Below are 17912 nucleotides of genomic sequence, written 5' to 3' on the forward strand. Positions count from 1 at the left end.
CAGCAACATTGAAATTGCCTGGCACACTGTCATCGCGAGCAAGCTCGCTCCCACATTCGCTTTTTGGGGATGAGCTATTCGCCCTTCGCCACGCCCCGCTGGGGATCATTGATCCATTCACTCCACGAGCCGGCATACAGCCGCCCCAAGGGGTACCCGGCCAGGCACAGGGCGAACAGGTTATGGCACGCCGTCACGCCGGAGCCGCAGTACGCCACCAGTTCGGTGGGCGAGCGCTCGCCCAGTTTTTCGGCGAAGCGTTGCTTGAGCTGGGCGGTCGGCAAGAAGCGTCCATCGGCGCTCAGGTTGTCGGTGAACGCGGCGCACTGGGCGCCAGGGATATGCCCGGCCACAGGGTCGATCGGCTCGACTTCGCCCTTGAAGCGCGGCAACGCCCGGGCATCCAGCAGGGTCATGGCCGACTCGCCGAGGCGTTGTTGCAGCGCTTGCGCATCGATTAACAAGCTCGCATCCGGCGCCCCCGTGAAAGTCCCACGACTGTGCTGCGGCGGATCCAGGCTCAAAGGCAAGCTGGCGGCATGCCAGGCCTTGAGCCCACCGTCGAGGATGAACACGCCATCGCGCTTGCCCAGCCAGGCCAGCAACCACCAGGCCCGCGCGGCATAAGCGCCGGGGCCGTCGTCGTACAGCACGACGTCGCTGTCGTTATCGAGCCCCCAAGCCCTGAGGCGCTCGATCAAGGCCTCGGGCTCGGGCAGCGGATGGCGCCCGGTCACGCCTTTGGTCACCGGCCCGCTCAGGTCGCGCTCAAGGTCCGCGAACGACGCCCCGGCAATGTGGCCCTCGGCATAACTGCGTTGGCCGTAATCCGAATCTTCCAGGGCAAAACGACAGTCGAGGATAACCAGCCCGGGCCGTGATCGCCGCTGTTCGAGGGTTGGGGGGCTGATGAGTTGCGCGATGGGCATGGTGAGCTCCTTTGGCTAAGTCGGGGATCGGTCCTACTGCCCTTCCTCCAGGGTCTGGGCCAGGGGGACGTAATATTCCTTGAACAGCGCATCCACCGCTTCGCGGGCCTGATCGGTCACGAAACCGGCTTCCAGCACCAGCACCTGATAGACGCCGCGCTTGATGGCCTGTTCGCTCAGGTGGCTGAAATTTTCCCGTGTGGTGCACAGGAACCGTACCCAGGACGTGAGGATGATCCAGGCATTGAGAGTCAGGGATTCGATCTGCACCCGGTCCATCTTCAGGATGCCGGCGGCAACGAAACCTTCGTAGATCGCGGTGCCGTGGATCAGGCAGCGCTGGGAAAACCGACGATAGCGGGCCGCAAGGTCCGGATCGCTGTCGAGCAGATGCTCCAGGTCCCGGTGCAGGAAGCGATAACGCCACATGGCCGCCAGCAGCTCCTGCAGGTAGAAGCGCTTGTCATCCACCGTGGCCGCCCGGCCCTGGGGCGGACGCAGGAAGCTGTCCACCAGGTTCTCGTATTCACTGAACAGCACGGCGATGATCGCCTGCTTGTTGGGGAAGTGGTAATAGAGATTGCCCGGGGACATGTCCATGTGGGCGGCGATGTGATTGGTGCTGACGCTGCGCTCACCCTGTTGGTTGAACAGCTCGAGGCTGTTCTGCACGATGCGCTCGCTGGTTTTCATTCGTGGGGCCATGGTTTGGGCTTTAATTCGACGAAGGCATTGATCGGCATCTTACGACCTATCGGTCACAGGAAAAACCCACAGCCGTTGCGGATGCCATTGACTTTCTAGAGTATAAGCTCTAGAAAACCCTCATTCTAATAACATCCGGTGCCTGACGATGCCTGCCGACGTTGCCTACCTGCACGAGTCTCAACAACAACTGGACGAACTGCGGTCGCTCTTCGATGCCCAGCGCCAGGCCTACGCTGCCCACCCAATGCCACCGGCCGAACAGCGCCGGCAATGGCTCAAGGCGCTGCGCGAGGTATTGAGCAACGAACGGCAAGCCTTGATCGACGCCATCAGCCAGGATTTCAGCCACCGCAGCGCCGACGAAACACTGTTGGCCGAGCTGATGCCGAGCCTGCACGGCATCCATTACGCCAGCCGGCACCTCCAGGGCTGGATGAAACCCTCCCGGCGCACGGTGGGCATGGCCTTTCAACCGGCCTCAGCCAAAGTGATCTATCAGCCAGTGGGCGTGGTCGGGGTCATCGTGCCGTGGAACTACCCGCTGTTCCTGGCCATCGGGCCGCTGGTCGGGGCGTTGGCGGCGGGCAACCGGGTGATGCTCAAGCTCAGCGAATCGACACCGGCCACCGGCTTGCTGCTCAAGCAATTGCTCGCCCGGGTCTTCCCCCAGGACCTGGTGTGCGTGGTGCTCGGCGAGGCAGAGGTCGGCATGGCGTTTTCCAAGTTGCCCTTCGATCACCTGTTGTTCACCGGCGCCACCAGCATCGGCAAGCATGTCATGCGGGCCGCCGCCGAAAACCTGACCCCGGTCACCCTGGAGCTGGGTGGCAAATCACCGGCCATCGTGTCGGTCGATGTCCCCATCAAGGACGCCGCCGAACGCATTGCCTTCGGCAAAACCCTGAATGCCGGGCAAACCTGTGTCGCCCCGGACTATGTGCTGGTGCCGCAGAACCGCGTCGGTGAGTTCGTCGAGGCGTATCGCGAGGCGGTGCGCAGGTTTTATCCGACCCTGGCGGACAACCCGGACTACACCGCCATCATCAACGAACGACAACTGGCGCGGCTCAATGGCTACATCAGCGACGCCACCGGCAAGGGCGCGTTGCTGATCGAGCTGTTCGAGCAAGGCCAGGGCCGCCGCATGGCCCACAGCCTGCTGCTCAACGTCAACGATGAGATGACCGTCATGCAAGACGAAATCTTCGGCCCGCTGCTGCCCATCGTGCCTTATGACCATCTGGACCAGGCGTTTGCCTACATCAATCAGCGTCCCCGCCCGCTGGCGCTCTACTACTTCGGCTACGACAAGGCCGAACAGCATCGCGTGCTCCATGAAACCCATTCCGGCGGCGTCTGCCTGAACGACACGCTGTTGCATGTCGCCCAGGATGACCTGCCGTTCGGCGGCATCGGGCCCTCGGGAATGGGGCATTACCACGGGCATGAGGGCTTCCTGACCTTCAGCAAGGCCAAGGGCGTGCTGACCAAACAGCGATTCAACGCGGCGAAGCTGATTTATCCGCCCTACGGCAAACCCTTGCAGAAACTGATTCAGAAGCTGTTTGTCCGCTGACGCGTGCCTGCCCGGGTGATCACAATCATGAACGCCAGCCTCACCGATACCCCCCCGCTGTCACGGCGCGGCCTGCTGAAATTCAGCCTCGGCGCCAGCGCCTTCCTGGCCACCGTCGGGCTGGGCGCCAGCCTGAGCGGCTGCTCGCCAAGCCAGCCGGCCGCCGGCCTGACGGCCCTGCGCGACAGCGACCTGGCGTTTTTACGCGCCGTCATCCCTGTGATGCTGGACGGCGCAGTGACCGTCGGGCAGATCCCTGCCGCCATTGACGCGACCCTGGGCAGCCTGGACAGAAGCCTGGCCCACCTGTCCCCCGCCATGCTCAAGCTCCTGCACCAGCTGTTCGATGTGCTCACGCTGGGCGTGACCCGCGGGCCACTGACCGGAGTCTGGGGCGCGTGGGAAAACGCCAGCGCCGATGACATCCGCCAGTTCCTCGCGCGATGGGAAAACAGTTCACTGGATCTGCTACAGCAAGGTCACTGCTCGTTGCTGCAATTGGTGATGATGGCCTGGTACACCCAATCCGAAGCCTGGGCGCATTGCGGGTATCCGGGGCCGCCAACGGTTTGACCAATTCAGAACCAACCCCTGTGGGAGCGAGCTTGCTCGCGATAGCGTCACATCAGCTACCGATCGATTGACTGACACACCGCTATCGCGAGCAAGCTCGCCCCCACAAGGGCCTATCGCACCCTCATAACAATAAGAGAGCCCAGAACATGCCTGTACCCGATCCCTTCCGCGAAGGCCTGGCCCGTGGCTGGACCACCTACAACGGCGCGCAGTTGACCGAGGACCTGACCCTGGAAGCCGACGTGGCCATCGTCGGCAGCGGTGCCGGTGGCGGCACCACGGCGGAAATCCTCAGTGCTGCCGGCTACCGGGTGCTACTGATCGAGGAAGGGCCGCTCAAGACCAGCCATGACTTCAAACTGCTCGAAGACCAGGCCTATAGCAGCCTGTACCAGGAAGGCCTCGGACGCATGAGCAAGGACGGCGCCATCACCATTCTCCAGGGCCGGGCCGTCGGTGGCACGACGCTGATCAATTGGACCTCCAGCTTCCGCACGCCCGACCAGACCCTCGATCACTGGGCCGCCGAGCACAACGTCAAGGGCCACAGCCGTGCTGAAATGGCGCCCTGGTTTGCACAGATGGAACAACGCCTGGGCGTGGCGCCGTGGCTGGTTCCGCCCAACGCCAACAACGACGTGATCCGCAAAGGCTGTGAACAATTGGGCTACGCCTGGCACGTCATCCCGCGCAACGTGCGCGGCTGCTGGAACCTGGGCTATTGCGGCATGGGTTGCCCGACCAACGCCAAGCAGTCGATGCTGGTCACCACCATCCCGGCCACACTGGACAAGGGTGGCGCGCTGCTTTACCTGGCGCGGGCCGAGCGCCTGACGATCAAGAACGATGCCGTCGTCGGCCTCGAGTGCCAGGCCATGGATGAGCGCTGCGTGGCGCCCAGCGGGCGGCGCATCACCGTCAAGGCGCGGCACTACGTGCTGGCGGGCGGCGGTATCAACAGCCCCGGCCTGCTGTTGCGCTCCGCTGCGCCAGACCCGCACGAACGTGTGGGCAAACGCACCTTCCTGCACTTGGTGAACATGTCCGCCGGGCAATTCGACGAGGTCATCAACCCGTTCTACGGTGCGCCGCAATCGATTTATTCGGATCACTTCCAATGGCAGGACGGAACCACCGGCAAGATGTCCTACAAGCTCGAAGTCCCGCCCTTGCACCCGGCGCTCGCCGCCACGCTGCTGGGCGGGCTCGGCCCCGAGAACGCCTTGCACATGTCCCGGCTGCCTCACACCCACGCCATGCTCGCGCTGCTGCGCGACGGCTTTCACCCGGACAGCCCCGGCGGCCGCGTCGAGTTGCGCAGCGACGGCACGCCGGTACTCGACTACCCCGTTTCGCCGTATGCCTGGGACGGCTTGCGCCGGGCCTTCCACAGCATGGCCGAAATACAATTCGCTGGCGGCGCCAAGGCGGTGATGCCCCTGCACAGCGACGCCCGCTACGTGAAGACCCTGGCCGAGGCCCGCACGCTGATCGACGGGCTTGACCTGGCCTTGTACCGCACGCGCCTGGGCAGCGCCCACGTGATGGGTGGCTGCGCCATGGGTGAAGACCCGAGAACCGCCGTCACCGACAGCCTGGGGCGCCATCACCAACTGGGCAACCTGTCGATCCATGACGGCTCGCTGTTCCCCACCAGCATCGGCGCCAACCCGCAATTATCGGTGTACGGGCTGACCGCACAATTGGCGACAGCCCTGGCCGAACGCCTGAAAAACCCATGAATATCCGGATTATTCGCAGCGTCTATAGTGCTTTCTTATCCAACAGCCGACTTGGCCGACCGAGAAGGCTGCGATACCATCCGACTCCCCAACGGACTCCCGCCAGGACGACGCGATGAACCGAGTGTTGTACCCAGGTACCTTCGACCCTATTACCAAGGGCCATGGCGATCTGGTCGAACGCGCCGCGCGCCTGTTCGACCACGTGATCATTGCCGTCGCCGCCAGCCCGAAGAAGAACCCGCTGTTCCCGCTGGAGCAACGTGTGGAACTGGCCCGCGAGGTCACCAAGCACCTGCCCAACGTCGAAGTGGTCGGCTTCTCGACGCTGTTGGCCCACTTCGCCAAGGAAAAGAACGCCAATGTGTTCCTGCGTGGCCTGCGTGCGGTCTCGGACTTCGAGTACGAGTTCCAACTGGCCAACATGAACCGCCAATTGGCACCGGACGTCGAGAGCCTGTTCCTGACGCCGTCGGAGCGCTACTCCTTCATTTCCTCGACCCTGGTCCGGGAAATCGCGGCGTTGGGCGGTGATATCACCAAGTTTGTCCACCCGGCCGTGGCCGATGCGCTGACCCTGCGCTTCAAGAAATGACCGGCAGGCGCTGCGAGCCACCTCGCAGCGCAACGCAGTCCATCGCGCCCGCGTGCACTGCGCTCGCCAATGCGGCACAATTGCGCCCATACGTTTTCAGATGCCCGGGCCCAACGCCCCGGCAGGAGCCTGCATGTCCCTGATCATCACCGACGACTGCATCAATTGCGACGTCTGCGAACCCGAATGCCCGAACGAGGCCATTTCCCAAGGCGAGGAGATCTACGTCATCGACCCGAACCTGTGCACCCAGTGCGTCGGCCACTACGACGAACCCCAGTGCCAGCAGGTTTGCCCGGTGGATTGCATCCCGCTGGACGAGGCTCATCCGGAGACTGAAGAGCAGTTGATGGCGAAATATCGCAGGATTACTGGCAAGGCTTGAGCCAGAGTATTTCGTAGGGTCTGTGCCGGCCCTATCGCGAGCAAGCTCGCTCCCACAGGAGCTTTGCTTCAGGCACTAAACACAGCAGATCCCTGTGGGAGCGAGCTTGCTCACGATGAGGCCAGCAGCAATACCCAAGATCCAGCTGCCCGCCTCACTCCTGCCGCTCAAACCCCTCCCCCACACACCCCAGGCACCGCACGAACGTGGCCCTGGCCGGGTCCACCACCAACGCCTTCCCCGCATCGCCGACCCCGCCGCCCAACGCGGTAAAGGGCAACGACACCACGAATGCCCCAGCCCCGATCACCGTAGCGGCGAGCAGCAGCGGGCGGGCGATCAGCAGGTCGCCGAGCATGGCGAAGGCCGGCGGATTCTGGATGGTGTAGCGCGGGTCGCCGCTGCCGCTGTTTGCCAGGGCAGGCAAACCGACACTCAGCAGCAGCGCTAGAACGACAGGTCGAAGCGGTTTCATCGGGCGATCCTTCGGCTAAATCAATATGACTACTGACTATAGACCGTCGGACGAATCAGCTCTGGCAGCGTGGACACCAGACACTGGCGCGCTGGCCCAGGCGGATTTCCCGCAGCCCCGTGCCACAGACCTTGCACAATTCCCCGCCCCGGCCGTAGACGAACAGCTCCTGCTGGAAATAGCCGGGCTGGCCGTCCCCACCGATGAAATCCCGCAACGTGGTGCCACCGCGCTCAATGGCATGGGCGAGGATGCGCTTGATCTCGGTCGCCAGCTTCAGGTAACGCGCCCGGGAAATGCCTCCGGCGGCCCGGCGCGGATCGATCCCGGCGGCGAACAGCGCCTCGGTCGCATAGATATTGCCCACGCCCACCACCACCGCGTTGTCCATGATGAACGGCTTGACCGCCATGGAACGCCCCCGCGACAGCTGGAACAACCGTTCGCCATCGAACAGGTCGGTCAGTGGCTCGGGGCCGAGGCGAATCAACAGCTCGTGATTGAGCGGGTCGAGGCTCCAGAGCATCGCGCCGAAACGCCGAGGGTCGGTGTAGCGCAAGGCCAGGCCGGATTCCAGTTCGATGTCCACGTGCTCGTGCTTGAGGGCGGGCATGCCAACCTCCACCAGGCGCAGGTTGCCGGACATGCCCAGATGGCTGATCAACGTGCCGACCTCGGCATTGATCAGCAGGTACTTGGCCCGCCGCTCCACCTGCATGATGCGCTGGCCCGAGAGTCGCACATCGAGATCTTCCGGAATCGGCCAGCGCAGGCGGCGGTCACGGACCACCACGCGACTGACCCGCTGGCCTTCAAGATGGGGCGCGATGCCGCGACGGGTGGTTTCGACTTCCGGCAGTTCTGGCATGAGGTTCTCGCGTCAGGCGACGCCACGCACTCAACGAGAGGCGAGGTCGCGAATTTCCTGTTTCTGGGTCTGGAAGTCGTATTCCGACAAACCGATGTAGTCGAGCACCAGGCTCCCGACGCTATCCCACTCGTGGTCTTCGGCCTGGTTGCCCAGCACCCGGTGGGACGCACAGATGTTCTCGGACATCTTCAGGATCGCCAGCAGGTTTTTCAGCTGGCTGTTGTTGCGTGAAGACTCGTCGCTGAAGACCGCCAGGGCGTTGTGGTGGTTGGCGATCGCCTGGCTGACGTGATCCGGCAGGCGCCAGGATTTGGAAGTGTAGTAACCGACCACCGCGTGGTTGGTGTTGAACGCGCGGTTCTCGGTGTCCACCACCCGGCACTCGGCGCTGGCATTGGCATAGGCCTCCTCCAGCACGCTCATGTAGTTGGGGAACTGCTTGAGCATCAACGGCACGCCGCAGTCGTGGAACAACCCCAGGGCATAGGCTTCGTCACCGTTCTCCAGGCCGACGCGCTTGGCCAGGGTCAGGCAGGTCATCGCCACGTCCTGGGCCGTATCCCAGAAGCGGTTCAGGGTGACGATGGCGTCGTCGTGCAACTCGCCCTTGATCGACTGCGCATTGATCAGGTTGATGATCGAACGGCTGCCCAGCAGGTTCACCGCGCGCTGGATCGAGGTGATCTTGTTGCGCAGGCCGTAATAGGGCGAGTTGACGATCTTGAGCAAGGCTCCCGAGAGCCCCGGATCCTGGGAGATCAACTTGGCGATGGTCTCCAGGTCCGGGTCGGGCATGTACTGCTCCATCTGCAGATCCACCATGATCTGCGGCTGGGGCGGCACACTGATCCCTTGCAGGGACTGTTGGATCTGTTCGGCGGAAAGTTCTTTGGACATGAGTACACACTCTGGGTCAGGCGGGGATTCTAACCCTTAAAGATGGATCCGATATACCGCCGGGTAGATCGGCGGAACTTTCCTTCAGGCATCGGCTTCGGACTTTACAGGGCCGACAGCCAAGCCTGCATACAGGCTTGAGTCGGCAGCCCGACCACTCAGCTTGAGGAGATTTTTCCATGCCTGGTTTCCTGAACAACAAACGTGTCGCCATCCTGGTGACGGACGGTTTTGAACAGGCCGAACTGACCGGCCCCCAGCAGGCGCTGGAACAGGCCGGCGTCAAGGTGGACATCGTTTCGGCCCGCGAAGGCCAGGTCAAAGGCTGGAACCATGACCAGCCGGCCGACGACTTCCCGATCGACCTGACCTTCAAGGCCGCCAATGTCGAGCAGTACGACGCCGTGGTGCTGCCCGGTGGCGTGCAGAACTCCGACACCATCCGCATCGATCCCGACGCCCAGAAACTGGTCAAGGGCTTCGAGGCGGCGGGCAAACCCATTGCGGTGATTTGCCATGGCGGCTGGTTGCTGGCGTCGAGCGGGCTGGTCAAGGGCAAGACCATGACCAGCTACAAGACCCTCAAGGATGACCTGGTCAACGCCGGCGCGAACTGGGTCGATCAGGAAGTGGTCAAGGACGGCACGTTGATCAGCAGTCGCCAGCCCGATGACATCCCGGCGTTCAACCGCGAGTTGCTCAGCGCGTTGTCCGCCTGAAGCCTGGGACGCTCTGCTCTGTAGGAGCTGGCGAAGCCTGCGATCTTCTGATCTTTCGCTTGGGAATTGTCCGGGGAAAGATCGCAGCCTCGTTGCACTCGACAGCTCCTACATCGCCACATGTCCAGCGCAAGCCCCGCCAAGGTTGCAACACGGTATACTCCCGCTCTTTTTTCCGGAGCGACGTCATGTCCCTGCCTAGCCTGCGCCTCAAAGCCAACGCCGACCGTCGCCTGCGCGCCGGCCACCTGTGGGTCTACAGCAACGAAATCGATGTGGCCGCCACGCCCCTGCACGGCTTCAAGGCCGGCGACCAGGCCATCCTCGAAGCTGCCGGCGGCAAGCCGTTGGGCATCGTTGCGATGAGCCCCAACAACCTGATCTGCGCCCGGCTGCTGTCCCGTGACGTGAAGCTGCCGCTGGACAAGTCCCTGCTGGTGCATCGCCTCAACGTGGCGTTGTCCCTGCGCGAGCGGCTGTTCGACAAGCCGTTCTATCGCCTGGTCTACGGTGATTCCGACCTGTTGCCAGGCCTGGTGGTCGACCGTTTCGGCGACATCCTGGTGGTGCAGATCGCCTCGGCCACCATGGAAGCCCACAAGGACGACGTGATCGCCGCCCTGACCCAGGTGCTCAAGCCCAGCGGCATCCTGTTCAAGAACGACTCCGCGGCCCGTGACGCCGAGGGCCTGAACCGCTACGTCGAGACCGTGTTCGGCCTGGTGCCGGAATGGGTGGCCCTGGAAGAGAACGGCGTGAAGTTCGAAGCGCCAGTCATGGAAGGCCAGAAAACCGGCTGGTTCTACGACCACCGCATGAACCGCGCACGCCTGGCCCCGTACGCCAAGGGCAAGCGCGTGCTGGACCTGTTCAGCTACATCGGCGGCTGGGGCGTGCAAGCCGCCGCGTTCGGCGCCAGTGAAGTATTCTGCGTCGATGCCTCGGCCTTCGCCCTCGACGGTGTCGAGCGCAACGCCGCGTTGAACGGCTTCGCCGAGAAGCTGACCTGCATCGAAGGCGACGTGTTCGAGGCCCTGAAGGAACTCAAGGCCAGCGAAGAACGTTTCGATGTGATCGTGGCCGACCCACCGGCCTTCATCAAGCGCAAGAAAGACCTGAAGAACGGCGAAGGCGCCTATCGCCGTCTCAATGAGCAAGCCATGCGCCTGCTCAGCAAGGACGGCATCCTGGTCAGCGCGTCGTGCTCGATGCACCTGCCCGAAGACGACCTGCAAAACATCCTGCTGACCAGCGCCCGTCATCTGGACCGCAACATCCAACTGCTCGAACGCGGCGGCCAGGGGCCAGACCACCCGGTACACCCGGCCATCGCCGAGACCCGCTACATCAAGAGCATCACCTGCCGGTTGTTGCCCAACAGCTGACGCCGGGCGGGGCCAGCGCCGCAGCGCTGCGCCCCGCGCACTCGAATCGCATTCTGATCGCGGCCTCGGCTGCGATTTTTTTTGCAGGCCGAATAGGTTCGCAGGAGAACTCCCACGCAATTACCAGAACCTTCCTACTCAATCTCCCCCGCGCCCAGCGGGCATGACGCATTAGGATTGAAAGCGCCCCCAGGTACGCCTTGGACCTCGTCAATGACTGATCCGCAAAATCGCCTGTCTGCCCGCAAACCGGCCACCGTCGGCTTGTTGCTGACACTGACACTGCTCGGCGTCTTTCCCATCGATGTCGTGCTGCCCTCGTTCCCCGCCCTGTCCGAGCATTTCGAACGCTCATCCGCGGACATTGCCCTGTCTGTCAGCCTGTTCGCGATAGGGATTGCCCTTTCCCAACTGCTGGTCGGCCCGCTCTCCGACGTCATGGGACGAAAAACCCTGCTATTGATCGGGATCGCCGTTTCCGCCGTGGGAGCCGCCGGTTGCGTGTTCGCCGACGGTTACGGGGCCTTTCTGTTCTCGCGTGTCGTCCAGGCCCTGGGATGCGGTTGCTTCGTGCTGTCCCAAGCGCTGATCCAAGACCTGTTCACCGGCCGGGAACAGCAGCGCCTGCGGATCTTTCTGGTCACCTGCGGGGGGATTTTCATTTCCGTTTCGCCCCTGGCAGGCACCGGGCTGCAAAGCTGGATGGGCTGGCGAGGCAGCTTCCTGGTGTTCATTGCCCTGGCAATCGGTGCATTCATCAGCGCCAGTCGTTTACTTCAACGCCCTGTGGCAGACAGCCAACCCAGGCGCCTGGATTTCATCGCATCCTATCGAAAGGTCTGCGGCGACTTCAGCTTCATGGCCTATTGGCTAACCTCGGCGCTGGCTTTTTCCTGCCACTTTTCGTTCATCGTCATTTCGCCGCTGGTCCTGATCGACCAGTTGCGCCTCTCCCCCGAGGCTTTTTCCCTGGCGCTGCTGGGCTATGGGCTGGCCTACATCGGCGGGGGCGCGGTAGCGTCCGTGCTGAGCAATCGAATCGATCCACAGACGCAAATCATCACCGGGCTGGCCCTGATCCTCGCCGCAGGCCTCCTGATGCTGGGGCTTGCCAATCAACTGGGTTTGTCAGTCACCTCCCTGTTGCTGCCCATGATCGTGTGCACCACCGGGACGACCATCGCCCGCGCAGCCGCCCACACCCAAGCCATGAACAGATTTCCCGGGCGGGCCGGCACATCCGCCTCCGCCGGCAGTGTGCTGATCTTCATCGTCGGCGGGCTGACCAGTGCCGCGATCAGCCTCACCCCGCTGGACTTGCAACTCACCCTGGCCCTGTGCCTGGTCTTGCTCAGCCTGCTGGGGCTGGCGCTCAATGCCCTGGTCCGGCAGCGTGACAGGGGGCTGTTGGCCGGCTGAACCCTGCCAGTCGTCATCCCGTGCACGACATTGGCGCCCGATCAGCGCTTTGCGTCATGTCATCCTGGCGCCAGCGGTGTAGAATCGTGGCATTCATCGCCATTCATCCCCGGCGGGTTTATGAGCTCATGCCGAGGCGCGCAGTGATCCTGCAAAGTCATCGGCCACTTCCGGACACACGGCCAAACCCGGGTGCTCCAGACGTCGACAGAAGCTCACTTCCCCATTGATACCTGATAAGTACCTGATTAGCCGCCCGGAGTGCTCCATGCCTGATTACCGCTCGAAAACATCCACCCATGGCCGCAACATGGCCGGCGCCCGTGCCTTGTGGCGCGCCACGGGGATGAAGGATGACGACTTCAAGAAGCCGATCATCGCCATTGCCAACTCCTTCACCCAGTTCGTGCCCGGCCACGTCCACCTCAAGGACCTCGGCCAACTGGTCGCCCGGGAAATCGAACGCGTCGGCGGCGTTGCCAAGGAATTCAACACCATCGCCGTGGACGACGGCATCGCCATGGGCCACGACGGCATGCTCTATTCGCTGCCGAGCCGCGAGATCATCGCCGACTCCGTCGAATACATGGTCAATGCCCACTGCGCCGACGCCATCGTGTGCATTTCCAACTGCGACAAGATCACCCCGGGCATGCTCATGGCCGCCCTGCGCCTGAACATCCCGGTGATCTTCGTTTCCGGTGGCCCGATGGAAGCCGGCAAGACCAAGCTCGCCAGCCACGGCCTCGACCTGGTCGATGCCATGGTGATCGCCGCCGACTCCAGCGCCTCTGACGAGAAGGTTGCCGAATACGAGCGCAGCGCCTGCCCGACCTGCGGTTCGTGCTCCGGCATGTTCACCGCCAACTCGATGAACTGCCTGACCGAAGCCCTGGGCCTGGCCCTGCCGGGCAACGGTTCGACCCTGGCCACCCACAGCGACCGCGAACAGTTGTTCCTGCAGGCCGGCCGGACCATCGTCGAGCTGTGCAAGCGCTACTACGGCGAAAACGACGAGTCGGTGTTGCCGCGCAACATCGCCAACTTCAAGGCGTTCGAGAACGCCATGACCCTGGACATCGCCATGGGCGGTTCCACCAACACCATCCTGCACTTGCTGGCCGCCGCCCAGGAAGCCGAGATCGATTTCGACCTGCGCGACATCGACCGCCTGTCCCGTCACGTGCCGCAACTGTGCAAGGTCGCGCCGAACATCCAGAAATACCACATGGAAGATGTGCACCGCGCCGGCGGGATCTTCAGCATCCTCGGCTCCCTGGCCCGTGGCGGCCTGTTGCACACCGACCTGCCGACCGTGCACAGCAAGAGCATGGCCGAGGCCATCGCCAAGTGGGACATCACCCAGACCACCGACGAGGCCGTGCATCACTTCTTCAAGGCCGGCCCGGCGGGCATTCCGACACAAACCGCGTTCAGCCAGTCGACCCGCTGGGAGACGCTGGACGACGACCGTGAAAACGGCTGCATCCGCAGCGTCGAGCACGCGTACTCCAAGGAAGGCGGCCTGGCCGTGCTCTACGGCAACATCGCCCTGGACGGCTGCGTGGTGAAAACCGCCGGCGTCGACGAGTCGATCCATGTCTTCGAAGGCAACGCCAAGATTTTCGAAAGCCAGGACAGCGCGGTGCGCGGCATCCTCGCCGACGAAGTGAAGGCCGGCGACATCGTGATCATTCGCTACGAAGGCCCGAAAGGCGGCCCGGGCATGCAGGAAATGCTCTACCCGACGTCCTACCTGAAGTCCAAAGGCCTGGGCAAAGCCTGCGCCTTGCTGACCGATGGCCGGTTCTCCGGCGGCACCTCGGGCCTGTCCATCGGCCACGCTTCGCCGGAAGCGGCGGCTGGCGGTGCCATCGGCCTGGTGCGCGATGGCGACAAGGTCCTGATCGACATTCCGAACCGCTCGATCAACCTGTTGATCAGCGACGAAGAACTGGCCGGGCGCCGCATCGAACAGGACAACAAGGGCTGGAAGCCGGTGGAAGTGCGCCCGCGCAAAGTCACCACGGCCCTCAAGGCCTACGCCCTGCTCGCCACCAGCGCCGACAAGGGTGCGGTGCGTAACAAGGCGATGCTTGACGGCCTGTAAGCGTCGTTCGTCGCAATAAAAAATGCCCCGCCAAGTGCGGGGCATTTTTTTGCGATGAGCGCAAATCCTGAGCACACCGACAATCGAATGTGGGAGCGAGCTTGCTCGCCATGGCGGTGTGTCAGCCAACAAGGATGCTGCTGAGCCGACGCCATCGCGAGCAAGCTCGCTCCCACAAGGGGGTGGGGCTTACTGGATATCTTCCGGCTTGACGATCACCCAGTTCTTGTCCGCCGTCACCGGCAGTCCTTCCTTGGCCTGGGCCGCGGCGTGCTTGGCCATCATGCCGTTGATCTGGGTCATGTACTTGTCCTTGCGGTTGACCCACAGGTGGATGCCGCCCTTGGCCACGTCCACATCGTGAAATAGCATGTAGCCGTCACTGCTCGGCGTGTCGCCGCCCACCAGTACCGGTTTTTTCCATTCGTCGATGTACGTCAGGATCGCCGCGTGCTTGCCGGCCATCCAGGTCGCCGGGGTCCACAGGTAAGGCGTGTATTCCAGATCAAGGTTGGCCTTCTCGTCATATTTGCCCGCGGTGATCTGCTTGCGGGCAGTGGTCAGTTCGCCGGTCTTGCGGTCCTTGAGCAACGTGGTCACGCCGATCACGTTCTGCGGCTTGAGGTTGTAGCCGTATTTCGGGTCCGCGGCGACCATGCGTACCAGCTCTTCGGAAGCGGCGGTCATGACATAGACCTCAATGCCGTTTTCCATCAGTTTGTTGTACAGCTCGGCCTGGCCGGTGAAGACTTTCGGCGGGTTGACGTTGTACTGCACCACCTTGTCGCCATCGTAATAGGTGGTCGGCACCGGCTTGCCGGACGCCATCAGCTCATCGACATAGCCCTTGAGCTCCTTGAGCGTGAAGCCCGAGAACACCTGGGCCACCCACGGATAGCAGACCATGTCGTCCACTTCGCACAGGCGGTAGTAGTAGCTGAACAGGCTTTCCTTGTGATCGGCCGTGTCCTTGAACGGCATCAGCTTCAAGGACGGGTCCAGGCTTTCGCGGGTGATGAGGCCCTTGTTCTCCATGAACGGCAGCAACGATTCCTCAAGGTCGTAGCGGTAACTGGTGTTGTCCATGTCGAACACCGCATAGTTACCCTTGTTGGCATTGGCCGCGATCATCGCGTCCAGGGCCTTGGCCTGTTCCGCCGGCCAGTGCTTGAGTTCGGTGGCGAGCACCTGGCCGGCCAGGCCAAGACTCAAGGCGACAGCGAGAAAACGAGGTGCGAGTTTCATCGGCATTTCTCCCGGGTTCAAAGAATCCGACGCTAACAAATGCTTGTGACAGTCCTCGCCTGTGGGCGACCGCTTACATCTTGATCACGCCAGTCGCGTATCCGTAAACGTCACTGCCTTATTCCATAAACGACAATCTACATGCTTTTTTAGTATTAATTCATTAGTTATCAGGCTGTTAGGCTCCCCGGCTCGCAGTCGCGGCTTCAGGCGACTGGCTAAAGTCTGATGGAGCTCTTTTGATGAATCTGCCGCTGATCCTCAATCTGCTGGTATTCCTCGCCCTGCTGTTCGGCCTGGCGCAAACCCGTCATAGCACTTGGAGCCTGGCCAGGAAAGTGCTGCTGGCACTGGTGCTGGGCGTGGTGTTCGGTATCGCCCTTCACACGATTTATGGCGCCGGCAACCCGGTGCTCAAGGCCTCGATCGGCTGGTTCGACCTGGTGGGCAACGGCTACGTGCAATTGCTGCAAATGATCGTGATCCCGCTGGTCTTCGCGTCGATCCTCAGCGCCGTGGCCCGCCTGCATAACGCCTCGTCCCTGGGCAAGATCAGCTTCCTGACCATTGGCACGCTATTGTTCACCACCGCCATCGCCGCGCTGATCGGCATCGGCCTGACCAACCTGTTCGGCCTCACCGCCGAAGGCCTGGTGGCCGGCACCCAGGAATTGGCGCGCCTGCAAGTGATTCAGAGCGACTACGCCGGCAAGGTCGCCGACCTGAACATCCCGCAACTGCTGCTTTCGTTCATTCCGCAGAACCCCTTTGCCGACCTGGCGCGGGCCAAGCCGACGTCGATCATCAGCGTGGTGATCTTCGCCGCGTTCCTCGGTGTCGCGGCGTTGCAGTTGCTCAAGGATGACGTAGAGAAAGGCCAGAAAGTGATCAACGCCATCGACACCCTGCAAAGCTGGGTGACGCGCCTGGTGCGCCTGGTGATGAAGCTGACGCCGTACGGTGTGCTGGCGCTGATGACCAAGGTAGTGGCCGGCTCCAACCTGCAGGACATCATCAAGCTCGGCAGCTTTGTCGTGGTGTCGTACCTCGGCCTGGGGCTGATGTTCGTGGTCCATGGCCTATTGGTGTCCGCTGCCGGGATCAACCCGCTGCGCTTCTTCCGCAAGATCTGGCCAGTGCTGACCTTCGCCTTCACCAGCCGCTCCAGCGCGGCCACCATCCCGTTGAGCATCGAAGCCCAGACCAGCCGCCTCGGCATCCCACGGGCGATTGCCAGCTTCAGCGCCTCGTTCGGCGCCACCATCGGCCAGAACGGTTGCGCCGGCCTTTATCCAGCCATGCTGGCGGTGATGGTCGCGCCGACCGTGGGCATCAACCCGCTGGATCCGGTCTGGATCGCGACGCTGGTGGCGATCGTGACGTTGAGTTCAGCCGGGGTGGCCGGGGTCGGTGGCGGCGCGACGTTCGCCGCGCTGATCGTGCTGCCGGCCATGGGCTTGCCGGTCGCGCTGGTGGCCTTGCTGATTTCCGTCGAGCCCTTGATCGACATGGGTCGTACGGCGTTGAACGTCAGTGGCTCGATCACCGCCGGGGCGATTACCAGCCAGGTGATGCAGCAGACTGACAAGGCCCTGCTCGATGCCGAGGAGCATGGGGAGTTGGTGCACGCTTGATGGGTGGCACCTGAACGATCGCTATCGCGAGCAAGCTCGCTCCCACACTGAATCTTCAGTGGACACAGTATTGGTGATCACTGGCAATCCATGTGGGAGCGAGCTTGCTCACGATGCTTTTAAAGCTTTTCCCACACTTCGAAGCTGTAGGCCGGCTTGTCCCCTTCCGCCGGGTTCGGCTGGTTCGAGACCAGCTCCCACTGGGTCGAATCAAATTCCGGAAACCAGGCATCCCCCTCCGGACTCAGCGCCACGCGGGTCAGGTACAGTCGATCCGCCTGTGCCAGTGCCTGGGCGTACAGCTGGGCGCCGCCGATCAACATCAGTTCATCGACGCCCTGCTCCAGGGCCCACGCCTCGGCCCGCGCCACCGCGGCCTCCAGGGTGGAAAACACTTCCGCGCCCTCCAGCACTAGGTCCGGCTGGCGACTGACCACGATGTTCAGGCGCCCGGGCAGCGGTCGGCCAAGGGAATCCCAGGTCTTGCGCCCCATGATGATCGGCTTGCCCAAGGTGGTGGCCTTGAAGTATTTGAAATCCCCCGGCAGGTGCCAGGGCATGCTGTTGTCGACGCCGATCACGCGGTTTTCACCGAGGGCCGCGATCAGACTTAAGGGGAGAGTTTTTTTCATGGCCGCGAGGATAC

The 17912-nt window shown here is 62.8% G+C and carries 17 protein-coding genes; 10 read left to right on the forward strand and 7 right to left on the reverse strand.

Annotated elements, in window-relative coordinates:
* Positions 1-74 precede the first annotated feature (74 nt).
* Both BLQ55_RS13440 and BLQ55_RS13445 read right to left on the reverse strand, forming a co-directional pair.
* The gene (locus BLQ55_RS13440) at positions 75-929 is read right to left on the reverse strand and encodes a sulfurtransferase (protein WP_092254367.1); all 855 of its coding nucleotides are present in this window, start codon (positions 927-929) and stop codon (positions 75-77) included.
* 33 nt (positions 930-962) lie between these two features.
* On the reverse strand, positions 963-1634 hold the full coding sequence (locus BLQ55_RS13445) for a TetR/AcrR family transcriptional regulator (protein WP_060740184.1): 672 nt from the start codon (positions 1632-1634) through the stop codon (positions 963-965).
* A gap of 148 nt (positions 1635-1782) precedes the next feature.
* Here BLQ55_RS13445 and BLQ55_RS13450 point away from each other — a divergent pair, with 148 nt between their 5' ends.
* The 5 genes from BLQ55_RS13450 (at position 1783) to BLQ55_RS13470 (ending at position 6511) form a co-directional block, all read left to right on the forward strand.
* The gene (locus BLQ55_RS13450) at positions 1783-3213 is read left to right on the forward strand and encodes a coniferyl aldehyde dehydrogenase (protein ID WP_092254369.1); all 1431 of its coding nucleotides are present in this window, start codon (positions 1783-1785) and stop codon (positions 3211-3213) included.
* 27 nt (positions 3214-3240) lie between these two features.
* Positions 3241-3786 (forward strand): twin-arginine translocation pathway signal protein, encoded by a 546-nt coding sequence (locus BLQ55_RS13455; RefSeq protein ID WP_092203106.1) that lies wholly within the window; start codon positions 3241-3243, stop codon positions 3784-3786.
* A 149-nt stretch (positions 3787-3935) separates the two neighbouring features.
* Positions 3936-5531, forward strand: a complete 1596-nt coding sequence (locus BLQ55_RS13460) for a GMC family oxidoreductase (RefSeq protein WP_092254371.1) — start codon at positions 3936-3938, stop codon at positions 5529-5531.
* A gap of 115 nt (positions 5532-5646) precedes the next feature.
* Positions 5647-6126, forward strand: a complete 480-nt coding sequence (gene coaD / locus BLQ55_RS13465; RefSeq protein ID WP_003177462.1) for a pantetheine-phosphate adenylyltransferase — start codon at positions 5647-5649, stop codon at positions 6124-6126.
* A 133-nt stretch (positions 6127-6259) separates the two neighbouring features.
* On the forward strand, positions 6260-6511 hold the full coding sequence (locus BLQ55_RS13470; RefSeq protein WP_009683359.1) for a YfhL family 4Fe-4S dicluster ferredoxin: 252 nt from the start codon (positions 6260-6262) through the stop codon (positions 6509-6511).
* 154 nt (positions 6512-6665) lie between these two features.
* On the opposite strand, the gene BLQ55_RS13475 is transcribed toward BLQ55_RS13470, so the two are convergent.
* Genes BLQ55_RS13475 through BLQ55_RS13485 form a run of 3 tightly spaced genes read right to left on the reverse strand, consistent with a single transcriptional unit; the run spans position 6666 to position 8700 of the window.
* Positions 6666-6986: a hypothetical protein gene (locus tag BLQ55_RS13475; RefSeq protein WP_060740179.1), complete on the reverse strand. Its 321-nt coding sequence runs from the start codon at positions 6984-6986 to the stop codon at positions 6666-6668.
* Positions 6987-7041: 55 nt separating this feature from the next.
* Positions 7042-7854 carry a bifunctional DNA-formamidopyrimidine glycosylase/DNA-(apurinic or apyrimidinic site) lyase gene (gene mutM, locus BLQ55_RS13480; protein ID WP_092254373.1) on the reverse strand — a complete coding sequence of 271 codons (813 nt, stop codon included), beginning with the start codon at positions 7852-7854 and terminating at the stop codon, positions 7042-7044.
* Between the two features lie 30 nt (positions 7855-7884).
* Entirely contained in the window at positions 7885-8700 is an 816-nt protein-coding gene (locus BLQ55_RS13485) for an HDOD domain-containing protein (protein WP_176814214.1), read from the reverse strand.
* Positions 8701-8933: 233 nt separating this feature from the next.
* Between BLQ55_RS13485 and BLQ55_RS13490 the strand changes: the two genes are divergently transcribed.
* The 4 genes from BLQ55_RS13490 to ilvD all read left to right on the forward strand — a co-directional run bounded on the left by BLQ55_RS13490 (position 8934) and on the right by ilvD (position 14387).
* Entirely contained in the window at positions 8934-9473 is a 540-nt protein-coding gene (locus tag BLQ55_RS13490) for a type 1 glutamine amidotransferase domain-containing protein (RefSeq protein ID WP_092254377.1), read from the forward strand.
* Positions 9474-9661: 188 nt separating this feature from the next.
* The gene (locus tag BLQ55_RS13495; RefSeq protein WP_003206543.1) at positions 9662-10858 is read left to right on the forward strand and encodes a class I SAM-dependent rRNA methyltransferase; all 1197 of its coding nucleotides are present in this window, start codon (positions 9662-9664) and stop codon (positions 10856-10858) included.
* Positions 10859-11071: 213 nt separating this feature from the next.
* Positions 11072-12277, forward strand: coding sequence for an MFS transporter (locus BLQ55_RS13500; protein WP_092254379.1), 1206 nt, complete (start codon positions 11072-11074; stop codon positions 12275-12277).
* Between the two features lie 268 nt (positions 12278-12545).
* Positions 12546-14387, forward strand: coding sequence for a dihydroxy-acid dehydratase (gene ilvD / locus BLQ55_RS13505; RefSeq protein WP_072405931.1), 1842 nt, complete (start codon positions 12546-12548; stop codon positions 14385-14387).
* Positions 14388-14576: 189 nt separating this feature from the next.
* On the opposite strand, the gene BLQ55_RS13510 is transcribed toward ilvD, so the two are convergent.
* A complete protein-coding gene (locus BLQ55_RS13510; RefSeq protein WP_092203118.1) occupies positions 14577-15632 on the reverse strand; it encodes an HAD family hydrolase in 1056 nt (351 codons plus the stop codon).
* A 242-nt stretch (positions 15633-15874) separates the two neighbouring features.
* Between BLQ55_RS13510 and BLQ55_RS13515 the strand changes: the two genes are divergently transcribed.
* Positions 15875-17266: an L-cystine transporter gene (locus tag BLQ55_RS13515; RefSeq protein ID WP_092254381.1), complete on the forward strand. Its 1392-nt coding sequence runs from the start codon at positions 15875-15877 to the stop codon at positions 17264-17266.
* 119 nt (positions 17267-17385) lie between these two features.
* Here BLQ55_RS13515 and BLQ55_RS13520 read toward each other — a convergent pair whose 3' ends face one another.
* A complete protein-coding gene (locus tag BLQ55_RS13520; protein ID WP_092203287.1) occupies positions 17386-17898 on the reverse strand; it encodes a dihydrofolate reductase in 513 nt (170 codons plus the stop codon).
* Positions 17899-17912 lie beyond the last annotated feature (14 nt).

The sequence above is a fragment of the Pseudomonas sp. NFACC13-1 genome (assembly GCF_900104425.1).
Taxonomy (GTDB): Bacteria; Pseudomonadota; Gammaproteobacteria; order Pseudomonadales; family Pseudomonadaceae; genus Aquipseudomonas; species Aquipseudomonas fluorescens_AA.

Coding starts and splice junctions, on each gene's coding strand:
- BLQ55_RS13440 (WP_092254367.1), bottom strand. CDS start 929: ATGCCCATCGCGCAACTCATCAGCCCCCCAACCCTCGAACAGCGGCGA.
- ilvD (WP_072405931.1), top strand. CDS start 12,546: ATGCCTGATTACCGCTCGAAAACATCCACCCATGGCCGCAACATGGCC.
- BLQ55_RS13510 (WP_092203118.1), bottom strand. CDS start 15,632: ATGAAACTCGCACCTCGTTTTCTCGCTGTCGCCTTGAGTCTTGGCCTG.
- BLQ55_RS13470 (WP_009683359.1), top strand. CDS start 6,260: ATGTCCCTGATCATCACCGACGACTGCATCAATTGCGACGTCTGCGAA.
- BLQ55_RS13500 (WP_092254379.1), top strand. CDS start 11,072: ATGACTGATCCGCAAAATCGCCTGTCTGCCCGCAAACCGGCCACCGTC.
- BLQ55_RS13455 (WP_092203106.1), top strand. CDS start 3,241: ATGAACGCCAGCCTCACCGATACCCCCCCGCTGTCACGGCGCGGCCTG.
- BLQ55_RS13515 (WP_092254381.1), top strand. CDS start 15,875: ATGAATCTGCCGCTGATCCTCAATCTGCTGGTATTCCTCGCCCTGCTG.
- BLQ55_RS13460 (WP_092254371.1), top strand. CDS start 3,936: ATGCCTGTACCCGATCCCTTCCGCGAAGGCCTGGCCCGTGGCTGGACC.
- BLQ55_RS13445 (WP_060740184.1), bottom strand. CDS start 1,634: ATGGCCCCACGAATGAAAACCAGCGAGCGCATCGTGCAGAACAGCCTC.
- BLQ55_RS13475 (WP_060740179.1), bottom strand. CDS start 6,986: ATGAAACCGCTTCGACCTGTCGTTCTAGCGCTGCTGCTGAGTGTCGGT.
- coaD (WP_003177462.1), top strand. CDS start 5,647: ATGAACCGAGTGTTGTACCCAGGTACCTTCGACCCTATTACCAAGGGC.
- BLQ55_RS13490 (WP_092254377.1), top strand. CDS start 8,934: ATGCCTGGTTTCCTGAACAACAAACGTGTCGCCATCCTGGTGACGGAC.
- BLQ55_RS13450 (WP_092254369.1), top strand. CDS start 1,783: ATGCCTGCCGACGTTGCCTACCTGCACGAGTCTCAACAACAACTGGAC.
- mutM (WP_092254373.1), bottom strand. CDS start 7,854: ATGCCAGAACTGCCGGAAGTCGAAACCACCCGTCGCGGCATCGCGCCC.
- BLQ55_RS13495 (WP_003206543.1), top strand. CDS start 9,662: ATGTCCCTGCCTAGCCTGCGCCTCAAAGCCAACGCCGACCGTCGCCTG.
- BLQ55_RS13520 (WP_092203287.1), bottom strand. CDS start 17,898: ATGAAAAAAACTCTCCCCTTAAGTCTGATCGCGGCCCTCGGTGAAAAC.